The sequence below is a fragment of the uncultured Roseobacter sp. genome, from assembly GCF_947491795.1.
GTDB lineage: Bacteria > Pseudomonadota > Alphaproteobacteria > Rhodobacterales > Rhodobacteraceae > Roseobacter.
In genome coordinates this window covers 447,119-463,825 of sequence record NZ_CANLKW010000002.1, presented here as the reverse complement: position 1 = coordinate 463,825, position 16,707 = coordinate 447,119, and the positions used below count along the sequence as shown (strand labels likewise).

At 58.1% G+C, this 16,707-nt stretch carries 16 protein-coding genes; 9 read left to right on the top strand and 7 right to left on the bottom strand.

Translation table 11 applies throughout. The features are described 5' to 3' along the window. The first annotated feature begins 8 nt into the window (after positions 1-8). Complete coding sequence (locus tag Q1A34_RS09050; RefSeq protein WP_300033208.1) at positions 9-698, top strand: flagellar hook capping FlgD N-terminal domain-containing protein; 690 nt, start codon at positions 9-11, stop codon at positions 696-698. Here the strand turns inward: Q1A34_RS09050 and Q1A34_RS09045 are convergent, their stop codons facing one another. The 5 genes from Q1A34_RS09045 to Q1A34_RS09025 form a co-directional block, all read right to left on the bottom strand. Beyond that, complete coding sequence (locus tag Q1A34_RS09045) at positions 699-2,024, bottom strand: FAD-binding oxidoreductase (protein ID WP_300033207.1); 1,326 nt, start codon at positions 2,022-2,024, stop codon at positions 699-701. Beyond that, a complete protein-coding gene (locus Q1A34_RS09040; protein WP_300033205.1) occupies positions 2,021-2,839 on the bottom strand; it encodes an ABC transporter permease in 819 nt (272 codons plus the stop codon). Before Q1A34_RS09040 ends, Q1A34_RS09045 begins: the two co-directional genes overlap by 4 nt. Continuing rightward, entirely contained in the window at positions 2,836-3,711 is an 876-nt protein-coding gene (locus Q1A34_RS09035; RefSeq protein WP_300033203.1) for an ABC transporter permease subunit, read from the bottom strand. The genes Q1A34_RS09040 and Q1A34_RS09035 overlap by 4 nt, the downstream gene beginning before the upstream one ends. A 34-nt stretch (positions 3,712-3,745) precedes the next feature. After that, a complete protein-coding gene (locus Q1A34_RS09030; RefSeq protein WP_300033201.1) occupies positions 3,746-4,873 on the bottom strand; it encodes an ABC transporter ATP-binding protein in 1,128 nt (375 codons plus the stop codon). An 80-nt stretch (positions 4,874-4,953) separates the two neighbouring features. After that, positions 4,954-6,036: a polyamine ABC transporter substrate-binding protein gene (locus Q1A34_RS09025; RefSeq protein WP_300033199.1), complete on the bottom strand. Its 1,083-nt coding sequence runs from the start codon at positions 6,034-6,036 to the stop codon at positions 4,954-4,956. Positions 6,037-6,195: 159 nt separating this feature from the next. Here Q1A34_RS09025 and Q1A34_RS09020 point away from each other — a divergent pair, with 159 nt between their 5' ends. The 8 genes from Q1A34_RS09020 (at position 6,196) to Q1A34_RS08985 (ending at position 14,524) form a co-directional block, all read left to right on the top strand. Next, a complete protein-coding gene (locus Q1A34_RS09020) occupies positions 6,196-6,885 on the top strand; it encodes a GntR family transcriptional regulator (protein WP_300034099.1) in 690 nt (229 codons plus the stop codon). A gap of 78 nt (positions 6,886-6,963) precedes the next feature. Further along, the gene (locus tag Q1A34_RS09015; protein ID WP_300033197.1) at positions 6,964-8,361 is read left to right on the top strand and encodes an aspartate aminotransferase family protein; all 1,398 of its coding nucleotides are present in this window, start codon (positions 6,964-6,966) and stop codon (positions 8,359-8,361) included. Between the two features lie 263 nt (positions 8,362-8,624). Continuing rightward, entirely contained in the window at positions 8,625-9,725 is a 1,101-nt protein-coding gene (locus tag Q1A34_RS09010; protein ID WP_300033196.1) for an ABC transporter ATP-binding protein, read from the top strand. 117 nt (positions 9,726-9,842) lie between these two features. Further along, positions 9,843-10,949 carry an extracellular solute-binding protein gene (locus Q1A34_RS09005; protein WP_300033194.1) on the top strand — a complete coding sequence of 369 codons (1,107 nt, stop codon included), beginning with the start codon at positions 9,843-9,845 and terminating at the stop codon, positions 10,947-10,949. A 72-nt stretch (positions 10,950-11,021) separates the two neighbouring features. Further along, positions 11,022-11,312 carry a DUF1330 domain-containing protein gene (locus Q1A34_RS09000; protein ID WP_300033193.1) on the top strand — a complete coding sequence of 97 codons (291 nt, stop codon included), beginning with the start codon at positions 11,022-11,024 and terminating at the stop codon, positions 11,310-11,312. Continuing rightward, on the top strand, positions 11,309-12,949 hold the full coding sequence (locus Q1A34_RS08995; protein ID WP_300033192.1) for an ABC transporter permease: 1,641 nt from the start codon (positions 11,309-11,311) through the stop codon (positions 12,947-12,949). Before Q1A34_RS09000 ends, Q1A34_RS08995 begins: the two co-directional genes overlap by 4 nt. A gap of 4 nt (positions 12,950-12,953) precedes the next feature. Beyond that, complete coding sequence (locus Q1A34_RS08990; protein ID WP_300033190.1) at positions 12,954-14,132, top strand: ABC transporter permease; 1,179 nt, start codon at positions 12,954-12,956, stop codon at positions 14,130-14,132. Then, a complete protein-coding gene (locus Q1A34_RS08985) occupies positions 14,129-14,524 on the top strand; it encodes a lysozyme inhibitor LprI family protein (protein ID WP_300033189.1) in 396 nt (131 codons plus the stop codon). The genes Q1A34_RS08990 and Q1A34_RS08985 overlap by 4 nt, the downstream gene beginning before the upstream one ends. A gap of 3 nt (positions 14,525-14,527) precedes the next feature. Here Q1A34_RS08985 and Q1A34_RS08980 read toward each other — a convergent pair whose 3' ends face one another. Together Q1A34_RS08980 and Q1A34_RS08975 are read right to left on the bottom strand one after the other, a co-directional pair. Beyond that, positions 14,528-15,877 (bottom strand): lytic murein transglycosylase, encoded by a 1,350-nt coding sequence (locus tag Q1A34_RS08980; protein WP_300033188.1) that lies wholly within the window; start codon positions 15,875-15,877, stop codon positions 14,528-14,530. A 72-nt stretch (positions 15,878-15,949) separates the two neighbouring features. Next, positions 15,950-16,669 carry a YafY family protein gene (locus tag Q1A34_RS08975; protein WP_300033186.1) on the bottom strand — a complete coding sequence of 240 codons (720 nt, stop codon included), beginning with the start codon at positions 16,667-16,669 and terminating at the stop codon, positions 15,950-15,952. Positions 16,670-16,707 lie beyond the last annotated feature (38 nt).

The window sequence follows — 16,707 nt, the reverse complement described above, 5'->3', positions numbered from 1 at the left end:
GATACAAAATGGATATCAGTCCGGTCACAACAGCACAGAGCCAGAGCACAACTGCAGCAACAAATTCTCAGGCGTCTGCTGTTATTTCATCCGATTTCGAAACTTTTTTGCAGATGCTGACGGCGCAGGCCCGGTATCAGGATCCGCTGGAACCGATTGACTCGTCCGAATACGCGGCACAACTCGCGCAGTTCTCCATGGTCGAGCAACAGGTTCTTTCGAACGATCTGCTGACGGAACTCAGTAACCGGTTGGGCGCTGGAAACATCGCCGAAATGGCCGGCTGGATTGGCATGGAAGCCAGGACAACCGCACCAGTTCAGTTTGATGGCGGACCAATTACTGTTGTCCCCACTCCTGATCCTGGTGCCGATGAAGCTGTCCTGGTCGTATACAATCAGGAGGGCAGTGAAGTTCAGCGCCAGCAGATTGCCACCGGAACCGACCCGATTGAATGGACGGGTACAGCGCCTGACGGTTCAGAACTGCCGCCCGGTGTCTATAGTTTTGCTGTCGAAAGCCGCGCACTCGGTGAAGTGATCGGCACGACAACGGCCAGCAGCTATGGCCGGATTACTGAAGCGCGCCAGCAGGGTGGTGAGACCATGCTGATCCTGAGCGGTGGCGCTGCCGTCCGGACGTCGGATGTGGATGCGCTTCGCGATGCGGCGCCAATGCCGCTGGAAGAGCCGGTTTGATCACAGATCTTTCAGCCTGAGACCTGCGTAGAGCGGCAAGACAAGTAAACGGCGCGCCGCACCAAGTGGAAATTTTCCAGGTGGTGTGCGCATAGCCTTTGGATAGCAGGCCGGTTGCTCGCCAGACACCAGCGAGGCGAGGATACTGCCGGTAAGTGTGCCCATGGCGACGCCGTTTCCGTGATAACACAGGCCGGCCCACATGCCCGGCGACCCTGGCACCGCGCCCGCGAATGGCATACGCGAACGCGCAAGGCTGACCAGCCCGGACCAGCTGTTCTGGCTCTCTGCGTGCGCCCATGCCGGAAACATCTGCTCGAAATCGCGTCGCACCGCGCGCCGTGCTTTCTGCTCAGCCCCCGGCCCGGAAAATACGCCACCGCGCATGCCAAAAAGAAACCGCTGATCCGGCATCAGGCGAAAATAGTGTAACAGGTTTCGGGTGTCATAGCTCATCTGATCGCTGGTCCAGCCCTGATCGGATAATTCCTTGTCGGTCAGGGGCCGGGTCACGAGGACATTTGACTGGGTAGGTAAAAAACGCGCAGTGAGCCAGCCGGGAATATCCTCGGACGAATAGCCATTTGTGGCGACAACAACCTGGTTTGCCGTGACCCGAACGTCACCGACGCAAAGTCTGTAACCACCGGCAGCCTTTTCAATCGAACGTACCGGGCTGCTGTCAAAAATAAGTGCGCCGGCACGTTCTGCCGCTGCGGCCAGACCTGCAAGGTACTTTGCCGGGTTCAGTCCGAACCCGATTGGAATGGTCATCGCACCGTGGAAAGGACCCGACATACCCTGATCCGCAAGATCTGCCCTGAAGAACAGCGCCGGCTCGACGCCGTAGTTTTCCCGTACACTTGCAGCACCTGCTTCAAGAGACTTCATGTCCCTGGGCCTGTGCGCTAGCGCTGTTTCCCCCCTTGAATGGCGATCAGCGGAGATTTTTTCGGCCGTGAGTATACTGCCTACCAGGTCCACCGCCGCTTTCTCCGCTGCGCGCCATTCCAGCCTGCCGCTTTTGCCAAACTTTCGGTCCAGAAATCTGTCGTCGGCTTTGGCGCCACCGAGACAACAAAACCCCCCGTTCCGGCCAGAGGCACCCCAGCCGATACGCTTTGCCTCGAACACATGAACACGCGCACCTTTACGGGCCAGGTGGAGGGCGGCTGAAAGCCCGGTAAAACCGCCACCAATGACCACAACATCTGCACTCGCAGGTTCGCTGATTGTCGGGCGGGCCGGGATTGCGCAGGTTTCATCCCACCAGCACCCCTGACGCGGGCCTTCCCCATAGGTGAAAGCTGGAAATATCCGCTTCATTCAGCGCGGGCCGCTGCCTGTTCATCGCGTTGCTGGCGCAAACTGTTCCTTTTGGACACCAATGACGCGCTGATCACACCAAAGGTGACAATAGCAATCATGAGCGTGGACAGGGCGTTGATTTCAGGAGAGACGCCGAGACGGACAGCCGAAAAAATCTTGATCGGCAGGGTCGTTGCGGATGGACCGGCTGTGAACGAGGCGATCACGAGATCATCAAGGCTGAGCGTGAAAGCAAGCAGCCAGCCCGAAATAACAGCCGGGGCAATGATCGGCAGTGTGACCAGACGAAAGGCCTCAAACCCGGTGCAGCCCAGATCAAGTGCCGCTTCCTCAAGCGAGCGATCAAACGTCAGCAGACGTGAAGAGACGACCACCGACACGTAACACATGGCAAAAGTGGTGTGAGCCAGAACGATCGTCAGCACGCCGCGGTCCAGCCCGATGCCAATGAACAGCAACAACAGAGACAGACCTGTAATGACTTCGGGCATCACAAGCGGGGCGTAAATCATCCCGGAAAAGACCGTGCGGCCCATGAAACGCCCGCCACGGACCAGCACATATGCGGCCATCGTCCCCAGAACGGTGGCCAGGGTAGATGACAGAACTGCCACCTTCAGCGTTACCCAGGCAGCATCGAGGAAAGCCTCGTTCTGCAGAAGCTCACCATACCACTTTGTCGAGAAACCCGCCCAGACCGTGACCAGTTTGCTTTCGTTGAACGAATAGATGACCAGAATGATCATCGGCAGATAGAGAAACGCAAAGCCCAGGGTCAGGGACGTGGTGTTGAACCAGCTGAGCCTCTTCATTGCTCTGCCTCCGCCTGGCGCTGCTGGTTCCGCTGGAAAAGCACAATCGGAATGATGAGTATTAGCAGCAGGATGACAGCAACGGCACTGGCAACAGGCCAGTCGCGGTTGTTAAAGAACTCTTCCCAGAGAACCTTGCCGATCATCAGCGTGCCGGATCCGCCCAGAAGGGAAGGGATCACAAACTCTCCCAGCGCGGGAATGAAAACCAGAAAACTACCCGCGACAATGCCATTTTTGGAAAGCGGAATGGTGACCAGCCAGAACGCCTGGAACCGCGAACAGCCCAGATCCTCCGCTGCTTCGATCAGCGAGCCATCCAGCCTATCGAGAGCCGCAAAGATCGGAAGGATCATGAAGGGCAGATAGGTATAAACGATCCCGATATAGACCGCCGTTGTTGTGTTCAGGATTGTCAGCGGTTCGCTGATGAGCCCGGTCCACAACAGGAACTGATTGAGAAAGCCCTCCTGGCTGAGAATGCCCATCCAGGCGTAAACGCGGATCAGAAATGACGTCCAGAAAGGCAGAATGACCAGCATCATCAGCGTCGGACGCCACTCCTCCGGCGCACGCGCCATCGCATAGGCCATCGGGTATCCGACAAGCAGCGTCAGAAAGGTGGAAATCAGGGCGATCCGGAGCGAGCTGAGATAAGCCTTCCAGTAGAGATCATCAGAGGCGAGAAAGGCGAAATTCTCAAAGTCGAGTGCCTTGAAAAACGGCACAATCCCGTCGGACAGCGTCGGCGTATAGGGCGGAATGGCCAGCTCCACGTCCGACAAAGAGATCTTGAATACGATCAGAAACGGGACAAGAAACAGCGCGAGCAGCCAGGTGTAGGGGACCGCGATCAGAATCAGGCGCTGCATGGCCGTACCTTTCTGATGATGCCAGCCTGCCCCGTCATTGTGCGAGCAACACGCCGGCGGTGGCCGTCCAGCTCAGCCAGACGGTGTCTTCCCAGGTAAAACTGCGTCGCGAGACGCGCCGCGTGTTCGCGGTCTGCGCTTTGACAATCTGGCCGCCCGGCAATTCAACGTGGTAGGTCGAGATATTTCCCAGATAGGCAATATCGAGGATCGTGCCCTGGACTGCATTGTCTGCATCTGCCGGCCGATCAGCGTGGATGCCGACCTTTTCCGGTCTGATAGCCAGATGACAGGACTGCCCTTCTGAAAACGGGCGATCCGAAACCGCGTTGAGAGGTGCGGCTGTCTTGGACCATTTTATCTGGTAGGTCTGCTCACCCACAGGGCTGGCCGCTCCCTTGATAATGTTCACATCGCCAATGAAATCAGCGACATAGACGCTCTCGGGCACTTCATAGATATGCTCCGGCGTTGCGACCTGCATGATGCGGCCTTCATCCATCACCGCCACGCGGCTCGCGACTGTCATGGCCTCTTCCTGGTCATGTGTGACGATCACAAATGTCGTGCCGGTCTTTTCCTGAATATCCATCAGTTCGAACTGGGTTGCCTGACGCAGTTTGGCATCCAGCGCACCCAGCGGTTCGTCCAGCAGGAGCAGCTTCGGTGCTTTGGCGAGACTACGGGCCAGAGCCACGCGCTGGCGCTGTCCACCAGAGATCTGGTGCGGTTTTCGGCGGGCGAATTTTTCGAGCCGGGTGAGCTTGAGCATTTCACTAACGCGGTCATCGATATCCTGTTTTGGCATATTGCCACGGCGCAGGCCAAACGCGATGTTTTCGTACACGCTGAGATGCGGGAACAGTGCATAGGACTGGAACATCATGTTCACTGCACGCTTGTTCGGCGGCACCGGCGCGATGTCCTGGCCGGCCAGTTCAATGACCCCGCTGGTTGGTGTCTCGAACCCTGCAAGCATGCGCATCATCGTGGTTTTGCCACAGCCGGACGGCCCCAGCAGGGCAAAAAATTCCTGCTCGTAGATATCGAGGGTCAGATCATCAATTGCCGTGAAATCACCGAACGACTTGGTGACGTTTCTGAAACGGATAAGAGGTTTCTGACTGGCATCATTCCAGGGCGCAAAGACGGATTCCGGCACGGTTTATCCTCGTATTTCCCCGATCAGGGGCGGATGCAAAAAGGGCGGCCCGCCTGGGAGCCGCCCCGATTGTCTCAGGCTCAGGTGCCCGATTTAATTTTGGTCCAGAGCCGTGTAACGACACGCTGCACCTTCGCAGGATAGGGCGTCGTCGTGTACAGGTTCTCCAGTGTTGCTGCATCCGGATAGATCGCCGGATCACCGATCACGTCTTCAACGAGCAGCGGCTGGGACGCGAGGTTGCCGTTGGCGTAGTACACATAGTTCGACGCATCCGCCATGTTCTGCGCATCCATGATAAAGTTCAGGAACTTGTGCGCCGCTTCCGGATTTGGGGCATCTGCGGGAATGGCCATCTGGTCAAACCACATCAGGGCACCCTCGGACGGCGCATTATATGCAATCTCGACACCGTTTTCGGCCTCGGCTGCACGGTCACGGGCCTGGAGGATATCACCGGACCAGCCGAACGCCACACAGATGTCCCCGTTTGCCAGAGCGTTGATATACTCGGAGCTGTGGAATTTCTGAATATACGGGCGCACGCCCAGCAGAACTTCTTCCGCCTTTGCGATGACATCGGGATCGTGGCTGTCAGGATCCTCTCCGATATACTTGAGTGCCGCCGGGATCATTTCAGACGGCGCATCCAGAAGATGCACGCCGCACCCGGCGAGTTTTTCCATGTTTTCCGGGTTGAACACCAGTTCAAGCGAACCCAGGGGCGCGTCTTCGCCCAGCAGTTCGGTGACCTTGCCGACATTCACGCCAAGGCCGGTAGTGCCCCACATGTAGTTGATGGAATAGGCGTTGTCCGGGTCATACTGCGCTGTCCGCTGCTCGACCGTGTCCCACATGTTTTCAAGGTTTGGCAGCTGGGATGGATCCAGTTTCTGGAACGCGCCCGCTGTGATCTGACGCTGCAGGAAGGTGCCGGAGGGCACCACAACATCATAGCCTGACCCGCCGGCCAGCATTTTGGTTTCCAGAACTTCGTTACTGTCGAACACGTCGTAGATCAGATTGATGCCGGTTTCGGCCTCGAACTTCTCCAGAAGTGCTTCGTCGATATAGTCAGACCAGTTGTATACGCGGACTTCATCGGCAAAGGATGCGGTCGCTGTAAGCGCCAGAACAGCGCTGCTCATCATGAGCTTTTTCATAGATTACTCCCGTTTGTGCGGACCGGGTTGGCCCCGGTTCCAGCGAATTTGATCAAGTTTTGCCTCATGGGGCAAGATACTTTATGCTTTCATGTGAGAGCGAGGTGTGCAAGGCGCCCGCCTGATGAGCCCGGAATGAGTGAAACAACGATGCAGATGATGCGTAAAAACGAGGCAGGCAGCCAGACAACAGGGGCCGCAAAACCACCTGCACACCAGTCTGTCTATGAGCAGCTGCGGGATCTGATCCTGTTTGGAGAGCTTGCGCCGGGCCAGGCCGTTACGATTCAGGGTCTGGCGGAAAGGCTGGGAGCGGGCATGACGCCCGTGCGCGAGGCAATCCGGCGCATGACATCAAATGGCGCTCTCAGCATGCAGGGAAACCGGCGGGTCATCGTGCCTGAACTGACAGAAAATTGCATTGAACAGCTTGATTTTATGCGGAAAATGCTGGAACCGGAACTGGCCCGGCGTGCAGCTGAGCGCATGACATCCGCTTGTATTGAAGACCTGAAATCCTGTGATGATGCGCTCAATACAGCGATCTCACAGGGTGATATCAAAGGGTACCTGACCCACAATTACAGGTTTCACGCCTGTCTCTATGCCGCAGCAGATGCGCCCGTGCTGATGGCGACGACGGACCGGCTGTGGCTGCGGTTCGGGCCCTCGCTGCGTGTGGTCTGCGGACGGTTCGGCACTGCAAACCTGCCGGATAAACACGTGGAACTGCTGGAAGCCCTTGCGAAAGGCGATCCGGAAGCAGCGTCGAGGGCACTGGGAGAGGATGTCGAACAGGGAATGCTGCAGATCCGCGCCGCCCTGACGGATACCGCCCCGGCGCAGTGATTCGATTGACTCCGCAAAATTTGATCATATTCTGCGGGTAACAAAGAACATCCTTTTCCCTACACTGCAGGAAATGTCATGCCCGCGATTACAAACCATCTGCCCACCGCCCAGTTGCAAGCGCTGGATGCAGCCCACCATATGCATCCCTTCACGACAAACGACGAACTTGAGGCTAAGGGTGCGCGGATCATCACCCGCGCAAAAGGCGTCTGGCTGACGGACAGCGAAGGCAATGAAATCCTCGACGGCATGGCCGGGCTCTGGTGTGTGAACATCGGCTACGGACGGTCCGAGATGGCCGATGTGGCCGCGCGCCAGATGCAGGAACTGCCCTACTACAACACCTTCTTTATGACGACACATGTGCCTGCCATTGCGCTCGCACAGGAGATAACAAAGCTCGCACCCGAAGGCATGAACCATGTGTTTTTTGCCGGCTCAGGGTCAGAAGCGAATGACACGAATATCCGCATGGTCCGCACCTATTGGGCTGAAAAGGGCAAGCCCTCGAAATCCCATATCATCGGCCGCAAAAATGCCTATCACGGCTCATCTGTCGGCTCGGGCAGTCTTGGTGGCATGACCTATATGCACGAACAGGGCGGTATGCCGATCCCGGGCATTCATCACATTGGCCAGCCGGACTGGTGGGCCGAGGGTGGTGACATGACGCCGGAAGAGTTCGGTCTGGCCCGCGCCCGCGAGCTTGAGCAAAAGATCGGCGAACTGGGTGAAGAGAATGTTGCCGCCTTTATTGCCGAACCGGTGCAGGGCGCTGGCGGTGTTGTGGTGGCGCCGGACACGTACTGGCCGGAAATTCAGCGGATCTGCGACAAATACGAAATTCTGCTGATCGCGGATGAGGTCATCTGCGGCTTTGGGCGCACGGGCAACTGGTTTGGCAGCCAGACGATGAACATCCGCCCGCATATCATGACAATCGCCAAGGGGCTGAGTTCCGGCTACCAGCCGATCGGTGGATCCATCGTCTGCGATGAGGTGGCCCGGGTGATCGGCGCAACCGAGTTCAACCACGGCTATACCTATTCCGGCCATCCGGTCGCCGCTGCGGTTGCCCTGGAAAATCTGCGTATTCTGCAGGAAGAAAACATTCTGGATCACGTCAGAAACGTTGCAGCACCCGCGCTGAAATCCGGCCTGGAGGGTCTTCTGGATCATCCGCTGGTCGGCGGCCTGAATATCCAGGGCATGATGGCATCGCTGCCGCTGACCCCGCACAAGGAAAGCCGCGCAAAGTTTGCGGGCGATGCTGGCACGATCGGTTTCATGTGCCGCGAACGCTGTTTTGCCAACAACCTTGTCATGCGCCACGTTGGCGACCGCATGATCATTTCTCCGCCACTGGTCATCACGCCCGAAGAGATTGCGACATTCATGCAGCGTGCACGCACGGCGCTGGACGAAACATATGCCGCAGCCCGGAAAGAAGGCCTGCTGAAAGCAGCTTCCTGAAGAAGGCTTCTGATCTGTCCACGGGCTCCCGGCCCGTGGATTCGCCGTTTTGCGCAGGCGCGGCTTCGGAGGAGATTTTCCCGATTTGGCGAACTGAGCGCATCGAATGGCCTGAAAATGGCTGAAATTCAGTGCTTTCATCGTAATTCGCACTTCAGCACCCTCTGACATGGCTAATTGCTTGCGCTCGGACGCCACACTGTTGTTAGCTAACGCGCAAATGAGTGCGGTTAACCGCCAAGGGAAAACACGGGGAGCCACAAGTGGCAGACACAAGCAATGCAGACGCGTTCGTTGAATTCGAGCGGGTTCAGAAAAGCTATGACGGTGAGAACCTCGTCGTAAAAGATCTCAACCTGTTTATGCCAAAGGGCGAGTTTCTGACCATGCTCGGGCCATCAGGGTCTGGAAAAACAACCTGCCTGATGATGCTCGCAGGCTTTGAGACCGCAACGCATGGCGACATTCGTCTCGACGGGCAGTCGATCAACAACATCCCTCCGCACAAACGCGGCATTGGCATGGTGTTTCAGAACTATGCTCTGTTCCCGCATATGACCGTTGCCGAAAACCTGTCCTTCCCGCTCGAAGTTCGCAAAATGGGCAAATCCGAGCGCGAGGAAAAGGTAAAACGCGCGCTCGATATGGTGCAGATGGGGGCCTTTGGTGGCAGGCGACCGGCGCAGATGTCCGGCGGCCAGCAGCAGCGGGTCGCCCTGGCGCGCGCCCTGGTATTTGAACCCGAGCTGGTTCTGATGGATGAACCACTGGGTGCCCTGGACAAACAACTCCGCGAAACCCTGCAGTTCGAGATTACCAATCTGGCGCATGATCTGGGCATTACCGTGGTATATGTGACGCACGACCAGACAGAGGCACTGACCATGTCCGACCGCGTTGCGGTTTTCGACGATGGGCGCATCCAGCAGCTGGCACCGCCGGACAAGCTTTATGAAGAGCCGGAAAACAGCTTTGTTGCGCAGTTCATCGGCGAGAACAACACGCTGGAAGGCGTTGTTAAAGAGATCAAAGGCGACAGCTGCCTTGTTCAGCTGGACGGCGGTGAACTGATCGACGCCAAGCCCGTAAACGTCACAGCCGCCGGCGACCGCACGCGCGTTTCAATCCGGCCTGAGCGTGTGGAATACAACAAAGATCGTCTCAGCCCTGATGCGCATACACTCAAGGCCGAAGTGCTGGAATTCATCTACATGGGCGATATTTTCCGTACCCGCCTTCGCGTGGCGGGCACAGATGAGTTTGTGATCAAAACACGAAACGCGCCTGACGTGGAACGCCTGAAACCCGGCCAGCAGATTGAAATCGGCTGGCTGCCAGAGGATTGCCGCGCGCTCGACTCCTGAGCGCTGCGCCAATGAGATGTCGTGTCTCACCAGACACGATGGAAAAGAGGCGGAGGTCAGACCCGTTGCCCCCGCCCGACAAAACACCAGACGGGATAAAAAACTGGGAGACTACAAATGAAACTCACCAAGACACTGCTTGCCACGACCGCGCTGACAGTTGCAGCCGGCATGGTGTCCGCAGACGGCCATATGGCCAGCGAAATGACAATCGTCAGCTGGGGCGGAGCCTACTCCAATTCGCAGCAGCAAGCCTATCACAACCCCTATATGGAAAAGACAGGCGTCAACATCATCAATGACGAAAGCTCGGCTGAAGCCGTAGCCAAACTGCGCGCCATGAACGAAGCGGGCAACGTCACCTGGGACGTTGTTGACGTTGTTGCGGCCGATGCGATCCGTCTGTGTGACGAAGGTCTGGCGATGGAAATCGACCCTGATGAGCACCTGGCACCCGCACCTGACGGCACATCCGCCGAGGATGACTTTGGCGACCTGATCGTCTCTGACTGCTTCATCCCGCAGATCGTGTACTCCACGACAGTCGGCTACCGCACAGATATGGTTGGCGATACTGCGCCGACATCCATCTGCGCGCTCTTCGACACCGACGCCTACCCTGGCAAACGCGCGCTGGAAAAGCGCCCGATCAACAACATGGAATGGGCGCTGCTCTGTGACGGTGTTGCCAAAGAAGAAGTCTATGACGTTCTGGAAACAGACGAAGGTCAGCAACAGGCGCTCGACAAACTGGCAACGATCAAAGACGACGTGATCTGGTGGTCGGCCGGTGCGGATACGCCCCAGCTGCTGGCAGACGGCGAGATCGTCATGGGTTCGACATATAACGGTCGTCTCTTCTCGGTCATCGAAGAGCAGAACCAGCCCGTTGGCATGCTCTGGGACGCGCAGGTGTTCGACCTTGACGGCTGGATCATTCCCGCCGGTCTGAGCGATGAGCGCAAAGCCCGTGCACTGGACTACATCTACTTTGCCACAGACACACAGCGTCTGGCAGACCAGTCCAAATACATCAGCTACGGCCCGGCACGTGCTTCTTCTGCACCGCTGGTCGGACAGCACGCGGAGCTGGGCATCGATATGGCGCCTCACATGCCAACCGATCCGAACAACGCCAAGAACACGTTCCTCTACAACTACGAGTTCTGGGCTGACTATCGCGACGACATCGACGCGAAGTTCCAGGCATGGCTGGCGCAATAAGCGCAGTCTGCTGAGCTGAAAATACGGGAGGGGCGGCACGCTGCCCCTTCTTCCCTGCAAAAGGACCTGACCATGCCCAAAGGCTACATCATCGCCCATGTCACCGTGAGAAACCCCGAGGCGTACAAAGAGTACATTGTCAGGGACACGCCGATCCTGAAAAATCTGGGTGGTGTGTTTGTGATCCGCGGCGGACAGTCCCAGGTCATGGAGGGCACAGCCCATGACCGGCATGTCGTTATGGAATTCCCGTCTTATGAGGCAGCTCTCGCCGCCTATAACGACCCCGAGTATCAGGAGGTTGCCGAAATCCGGCGCCAGAATGCGGACAGTACAATTATCGTCGTGGAGGGTGTTGAATGACCGACACTGCTGAACACAGCGGCCCTATGATGGCTGCCGATGGTACGCCGCTGAAAACCAGTCTGAACCGTGCCCTGCGCCGCCAGAAGCTGCGCGCGCTGATGCTGATCGCGCCCCTGCTGATCTTTGTTCTGGTCACCTTTATCGCGCCGATCGCGGATATGCTGTTCCGCTCGATTGAAAACCAGATCGTCTCTGACACACTTCCGCGCACCACTGCCGAACTGGCTGACTGGGACGGGGACAGTGGCGAGTTGCCCGGTCCGGCAATTTTTGAATCGCTCTACAAGGACATATTCATCGCGCAGGAACGCAAGCTGCATACGCGTCTGGGCTCCCGTCTGAACTATGAGCTGACAGGCGTTTCCTCGCTTTTCCGTAAATCCGGACGCCGTGTTGATGACATGGGCGAAGTTTATCAGGATCAGTTCGAAGACCTGAACAGCTTCTGGAAAAAGGGTGAAAACTGGAACGCCCTGCTGGGATCTGACAGCTGGATGACCGCCCAGTCCAGCTGGAACGAAGACAGTGGCAGCGCACAGCCCGCCTTTGAGATACGCGCGGAACTTTCGGCACTGCTGCCCGAAACAGCTGCCACTTACGCTATTTTCGCCGATTTCGTACAGAACGAAGACGAAGACAATCTGCTCAGCGAAGACCCCTGGGCCATTGTGTATTCCGCGCTTTACGAAGACCTGTCTGCAGGTGCCGACGTGTCCGGCTATTCAGGGCCCGGCGCCACAGAATTGCAGGAGGCTGCGGCGCTTGCAGCAGACTTTGAGGTTGTGGATTTCACCGCCGCATTTGAGGACATTGACGAGGACTGGCACAATATAGAGGTCTGGCAGACCATACAGACCTACAGCCCGGAATTCACCAGCGGCTACTTCCTGAACGCCGTGGACATGAAAAAGGGCCTCGATGGCGCAGAGATGCGTCCGGAGAACGAACAACTCTATATCAAACTGTTCATCCGGACGTTCATCATGTCCATGGCAATCACCTGCAGCTGTATCCTGCTGGGCTATCCGGTCGCGTGGATCCTTGCGAACCTGCCGGCGCGCACAGCCAATCTGCTGATGATCCTGGTGCTGCTGCCATTCTGGACGTCGCTGCTGGTGCGGACATCCGCCTGGAAGGTCATGCTGCAGCAACAGGGCGTGATCAACGACACGCTTGTGTGGCTCGGTGTCGTTGCCGACGACAGCCGTCTGGCACTGATCAACAACCAGACGGGTACGATCATCGCGATGACCCACATCCTGCTGCCTTTCATGATCCTGCCGCTCTATTCCGTGATGAAAACAATTCCGCCGACTTACCTGCGCGCAGCAAAGTCTCTGGGGGCAACCAACTGGACGGCCTTCTGGCGGGTCTATTTTCCGCAATCAGTGCCGGGCATCGGCGCGGGTTCGATCCTCGTGTTCATTCTGGCCATCGGCTACTACATCACCCCGGAACTGGTCGGCGGCACGACGGGGACATTCATCTCCAACCGGATTGCCTATCACATTTCCAGTTCTCTCAACTGGGGTCTGGCTGCGGCACTCGGGGCCATCCTGCTGGCCGTGGTGCTGGGCCTCTACTGGGCCTATGACCGTATCGTCGGCATCGATAACGTGAAGCTGGGAGGCTGAGACAATGGCTGCTCTGACACCGATTTCCCGCACACCCGTTTCTTTTTATGTGCCGGTGGTCGCCGCTGGCGGTGCTATCGCGGGCATGTTCGTGGGCACCGCCCAGGGCAGCACGCTGCTGGGTATTCTCGGCGGCGCGCTGATCATGGCCACTGCCGCCTTTCTGCTGACGCAGGTCATCAAGGCTGAAAAGCCCGGCCGCTGGGGTCTTCTGGTGCTTTGCGCTGTTGCCGGGTTTGCCGTTGGCGGCCTGCCTGCGGGCATCATCGGCGCGGCCTTTGGCTGGTTTTTCGGCTGGTTCAGCTTCTGGCTCTACGAGGGGCGGTACCGGGCCTATCTGGCACCCTATCTGACGCCGGGGCAGGTACTGTGGCATTTCTCCTTTCGGGTCATCTGCGGCGCTATCCTGGTGTTCCTGATCACGCCGATCATTGTGGTGATGCCCCTGTCGTTCAACGCACAGGACTTCTTCACTTTTACCCCGGAAATGCTGCGGTTTGACCCGGCGGGTTACTCGCTCAAGCATTACGAGGATTTCTTTACAAACTCCGACTGGCAGGGTGCACTGGCGAACTCGGTTAAAATCGCGCCCGCAGCGACGCTGCTGTCCGTCAGCTTTGGCACTCTGGCCGCCATCGGCCTCAGCCAGCCGCATGTGCCATTCCGCCGTGCGATCATGGCAATCCTGATTTCACCGATGATCGTGCCACTGATCATCTCTGCGGCGGGTATGTACTTTTTCTACAGCCGTATTGGTCTGCAGGGCACATACGTCGGCGTTGTTCTGGCACATGCCGCCCTGGGTATTCCTTTTGTGATCATCACCGTCACAGCGACACTGGTGGGTTTTGACAATTCGCTGACGCGCGCGGCGGCGAACATGGGGGCTAATCCGGTCACCACATTTTTCCGGGTACAGATGCCGCTCATTCTCCCCGGTGTGATTTCCGGTGGGCTCTTTGCCTTTATCACCTCCTTTGACGAGGTGGTGGTTGTGCTCTTTGTCGGCTCTGCCGGTCAGAAAACACTGCCCTGGCAGATGTTCACCGGTCTGCGCGAACAGATCAGCCCGACCATCCTGGCCGTCGCTACAATCCTCGTGATCATCTCAATCGCACTGCTGACAGTCGTGGAAATGCTCAGACGCCGGTCCGAGCGCCTGCGTGGAATGAGCCCGGGATGATCCGCACTCTGCTGGCATCACTGGCCATCTGCGGTGCAACCACCGCAGCACTCCATGCTGACCCGACGCTGGAATGCAGCCTGTCATCCGGTTCACAGGTTGAAACGGCTGACTGCCTGATCGCAGCTGAAAAGGCGGCAGTCGGCGCGCTGGAACTGATTGTCGGTTTCGCCACAGAGTCCGCACAGGAACTCGACGAGGTCGTGGGCAGGGAAGTTGCCGTGCCCGCGCTGCTGGCCTCCCAGGAGGCATGGGAGGACTGGCGCGACGCAGAATGCGATTACGCCGGATCGCTTTTTGGGGGTGGCTCCGGCACGGGCATCGAAATCCGTTCCTGCCGGATCATCCTGACGCGCGCGCGCACCCAGGCCCTGCTGGAACGGTTCAGATAATCCTCAGCGCAGCTTTTCCAGCAAGCTCAGCGAGGCATAACCATCCGGGGTCAGACCACGCGCGCGCTGATAAGCGCGGACCGCAGCAATGGTGTTCGGCCCGATGCGCCCATCCACACCCTGTGTGTTGAACCCGGCCCGTGTCAGACGCTCCTGCAATTCGCGCCGTTCTGCACGGGTCAGCGCGCGGCCATCTGCAGGCCAGTCTGATACGAAATCACCCCCGCCTTTGATCCGGTCACTCAGGTGGCCGACACCGATAACATAGGCATCCGCAGCATTGTAACGTTCAATCGCCCGGAAATTACGAAAGATCAGAAAAGCGACCCCACCGGCACCGGCGGGCAGCAGCAGCGAAGCCTTTCCGTGGTTCGGCACCTGCCGTCCTCTGGTGTCAACAACACCAAGGCGGGCCCATTGCGCAGGCGTTTTGGTGATTTTCCGGTTGGCCTGCGCATAGTCGAACCCGCGCGGCACCTTTACTTCGACACCCCAGGGCTGCCCTTTGGTCCAGCCCGATTTGTTCAGATAGGCCGCTGTGGACGCCAGGGCATCCACCGGATCGTCCGCCCAGATATCGCGGCGCCCGTCACCATCAAAATCGACCGCAAAGGCAAGATAGGAAGTCGGAATAAACTGAGTATGCCCCATCGCTCCGGCCCAGCTGCCGGTCATATTGCGCGGGCTGGTGTCACCGTTCTGCAGGATTTTCAGGGCCGCGATCAGCTGTTCCTCAAAAAAGGCACCGCGCCGTCCGTCAAAGGCAAGGGTCGCAAGCGATCCGATAACATCATTACTGCCGCGAAATACGCCATAGCCACTCTCCAGCCCCCAGACAGCAACGACGACTTCTTTTTCCACACCATAACGCCGCTCAATCGCCTCGAGGGTCCGCCGGTGTTTCTTCAGGGCAGCCTTACCATTGCGGATGCGTTTGTCAGAAACCGCACTGTCGAGATATTGCCAGATCGTCTTGGTGAACTCCGACTGGTTGCGGTCCCGTTTGATGACATCCGCATCATAGCGGACGTTCCGGAACGCGCTCCGCAGGGTGGCATCGCTGATCCCCTGTGCACGGGCACGTCGCTGAAAATTCTGCACCCAGCGGTCAAACCCGGCGGGTGATGCCACCTGAACAACCGCCGGGGCGGGCGCTGTGCCGCGCGTCGCCGGGCGCAGTTTGGGCCGGGCCGCAGTCGCCACAAGGGGGACGGCGTTTTTCAGAACCGGCACTTCTGCACTGGCCGGACGAACGGCCGGGCGCAGTGACTTGCCAATGTTCTGCGCCTCAGCCACACCGGTAAAGGCGAGACCGGCGGTTAAAATACCTGCACTCCAGATCTTCCACTGCATGTTGATATCCTGCTGCTCTGTTCATTTTTTATTTGCCCCATTGTAGCGCTTTCAGCGCCTCAGAGGAAGAATTCAATCGGGACGGGTGCGATCTTCTGCCGACGCATCGATGTCACAACGGATACGATCGAGATGTTCGCGCAGCATGGCCACACGTTTCGGCCGGAAACTCTGTTCTGTCCGTTCAAAGCTGCTGATCCGGTCCAGACGGAACGTCCTGAAATCGTGACGCAGATGACACCAGGCCATCAGTACATTGCTGCGATCAAGGTACACAAACCCCAGCGGGTCGACACGGCGCTCGGTCGCTGAACCCTTTGCGTCCGTATATGTCAGGATCACGCTGACCTCGTCCCAGGTTGCGGCGCGCAGTTTTGAGACATCGACCGATATCTCGGGTCGCGGCGCAAACCGGTGCGCGTCCAGAACCGCGTGCTGCAGACGGTGCGCCTGGCGCGGCGGCACGCGCGCACGGATTTTTGCAAGGGCGGATTCAGCCGCACGGGCAAGTGCGGGATCGGCAATCACCGAGACATCGCGCAGGCCCAGCACCAGTGCCTCCAACTCATCGTCCTCAAACCCAAGCGGTGGCAGTGCCGCATCCTCAATCAGGGTGTACCCGAACCCCGCCTCTCCATCGATGACCGCGCCAATGCCGCGCAGCGCATCAATATCGCGATAAATCGTGCGCAGCGACATGCCCATCTCTTCGGACAGGCGGGTTGCTGTGACGGGCGGGCTCAGACGCCGCAACGTTTGCATCATCTGAAAAAGGCGGTGGGTTCTGCTCATAAATATACCTTACCACATGTGCTGCCAGAATCTGTCAG

Excerpts from the sequence above, each read along its gene's own strand:
- Q1A34_RS09050 (WP_300033208.1), top strand. The coding sequence starts at position 9 with ATGGATATCAGTCCGGTCACAACAGCACAGAGCCAGAGCACAACTGCA.
- Q1A34_RS09045 (WP_300033207.1), bottom strand. The coding sequence starts at position 2,024 with ATGAAGCGGATATTTCCAGCTTTCACCTATGGGGAAGGCCCGCGTCAG.
- Q1A34_RS09040 (WP_300033205.1), bottom strand. The coding sequence starts at position 2,839 with ATGAAGAGGCTCAGCTGGTTCAACACCACGTCCCTGACCCTGGGCTTT.
- Q1A34_RS09035 (WP_300033203.1), bottom strand. The coding sequence starts at position 3,711 with ATGCAGCGCCTGATTCTGATCGCGGTCCCCTACACCTGGCTGCTCGCG.
- Q1A34_RS09025 (WP_300033199.1), bottom strand. The coding sequence starts at position 6,036 with ATGAAAAAGCTCATGATGAGCAGCGCTGTTCTGGCGCTTACAGCGACC.
- Q1A34_RS09020 (WP_300034099.1), top strand. The coding sequence starts at position 6,196 with ATGCGTAAAAACGAGGCAGGCAGCCAGACAACAGGGGCCGCAAAACCA.
- Q1A34_RS09015 (WP_300033197.1), top strand. The coding sequence starts at position 6,964 with ATGCCCGCGATTACAAACCATCTGCCCACCGCCCAGTTGCAAGCGCTG.
- Q1A34_RS09005 (WP_300033194.1), top strand. The coding sequence starts at position 9,843 with ATGAAACTCACCAAGACACTGCTTGCCACGACCGCGCTGACAGTTGCA.
- Q1A34_RS09000 (WP_300033193.1), top strand. The coding sequence starts at position 11,022 with ATGCCCAAAGGCTACATCATCGCCCATGTCACCGTGAGAAACCCCGAG.
- Q1A34_RS08995 (WP_300033192.1), top strand. The coding sequence starts at position 11,309 with ATGACCGACACTGCTGAACACAGCGGCCCTATGATGGCTGCCGATGGT.
- Q1A34_RS08990 (WP_300033190.1), top strand. The coding sequence starts at position 12,954 with ATGGCTGCTCTGACACCGATTTCCCGCACACCCGTTTCTTTTTATGTG.
- Q1A34_RS08985 (WP_300033189.1), top strand. The coding sequence starts at position 14,129 with ATGATCCGCACTCTGCTGGCATCACTGGCCATCTGCGGTGCAACCACC.
- Q1A34_RS08980 (WP_300033188.1), bottom strand. The coding sequence starts at position 15,877 with ATGCAGTGGAAGATCTGGAGTGCAGGTATTTTAACCGCCGGTCTCGCC.
- Q1A34_RS08975 (WP_300033186.1), bottom strand. The coding sequence starts at position 16,669 with ATGAGCAGAACCCACCGCCTTTTTCAGATGATGCAAACGTTGCGGCGT.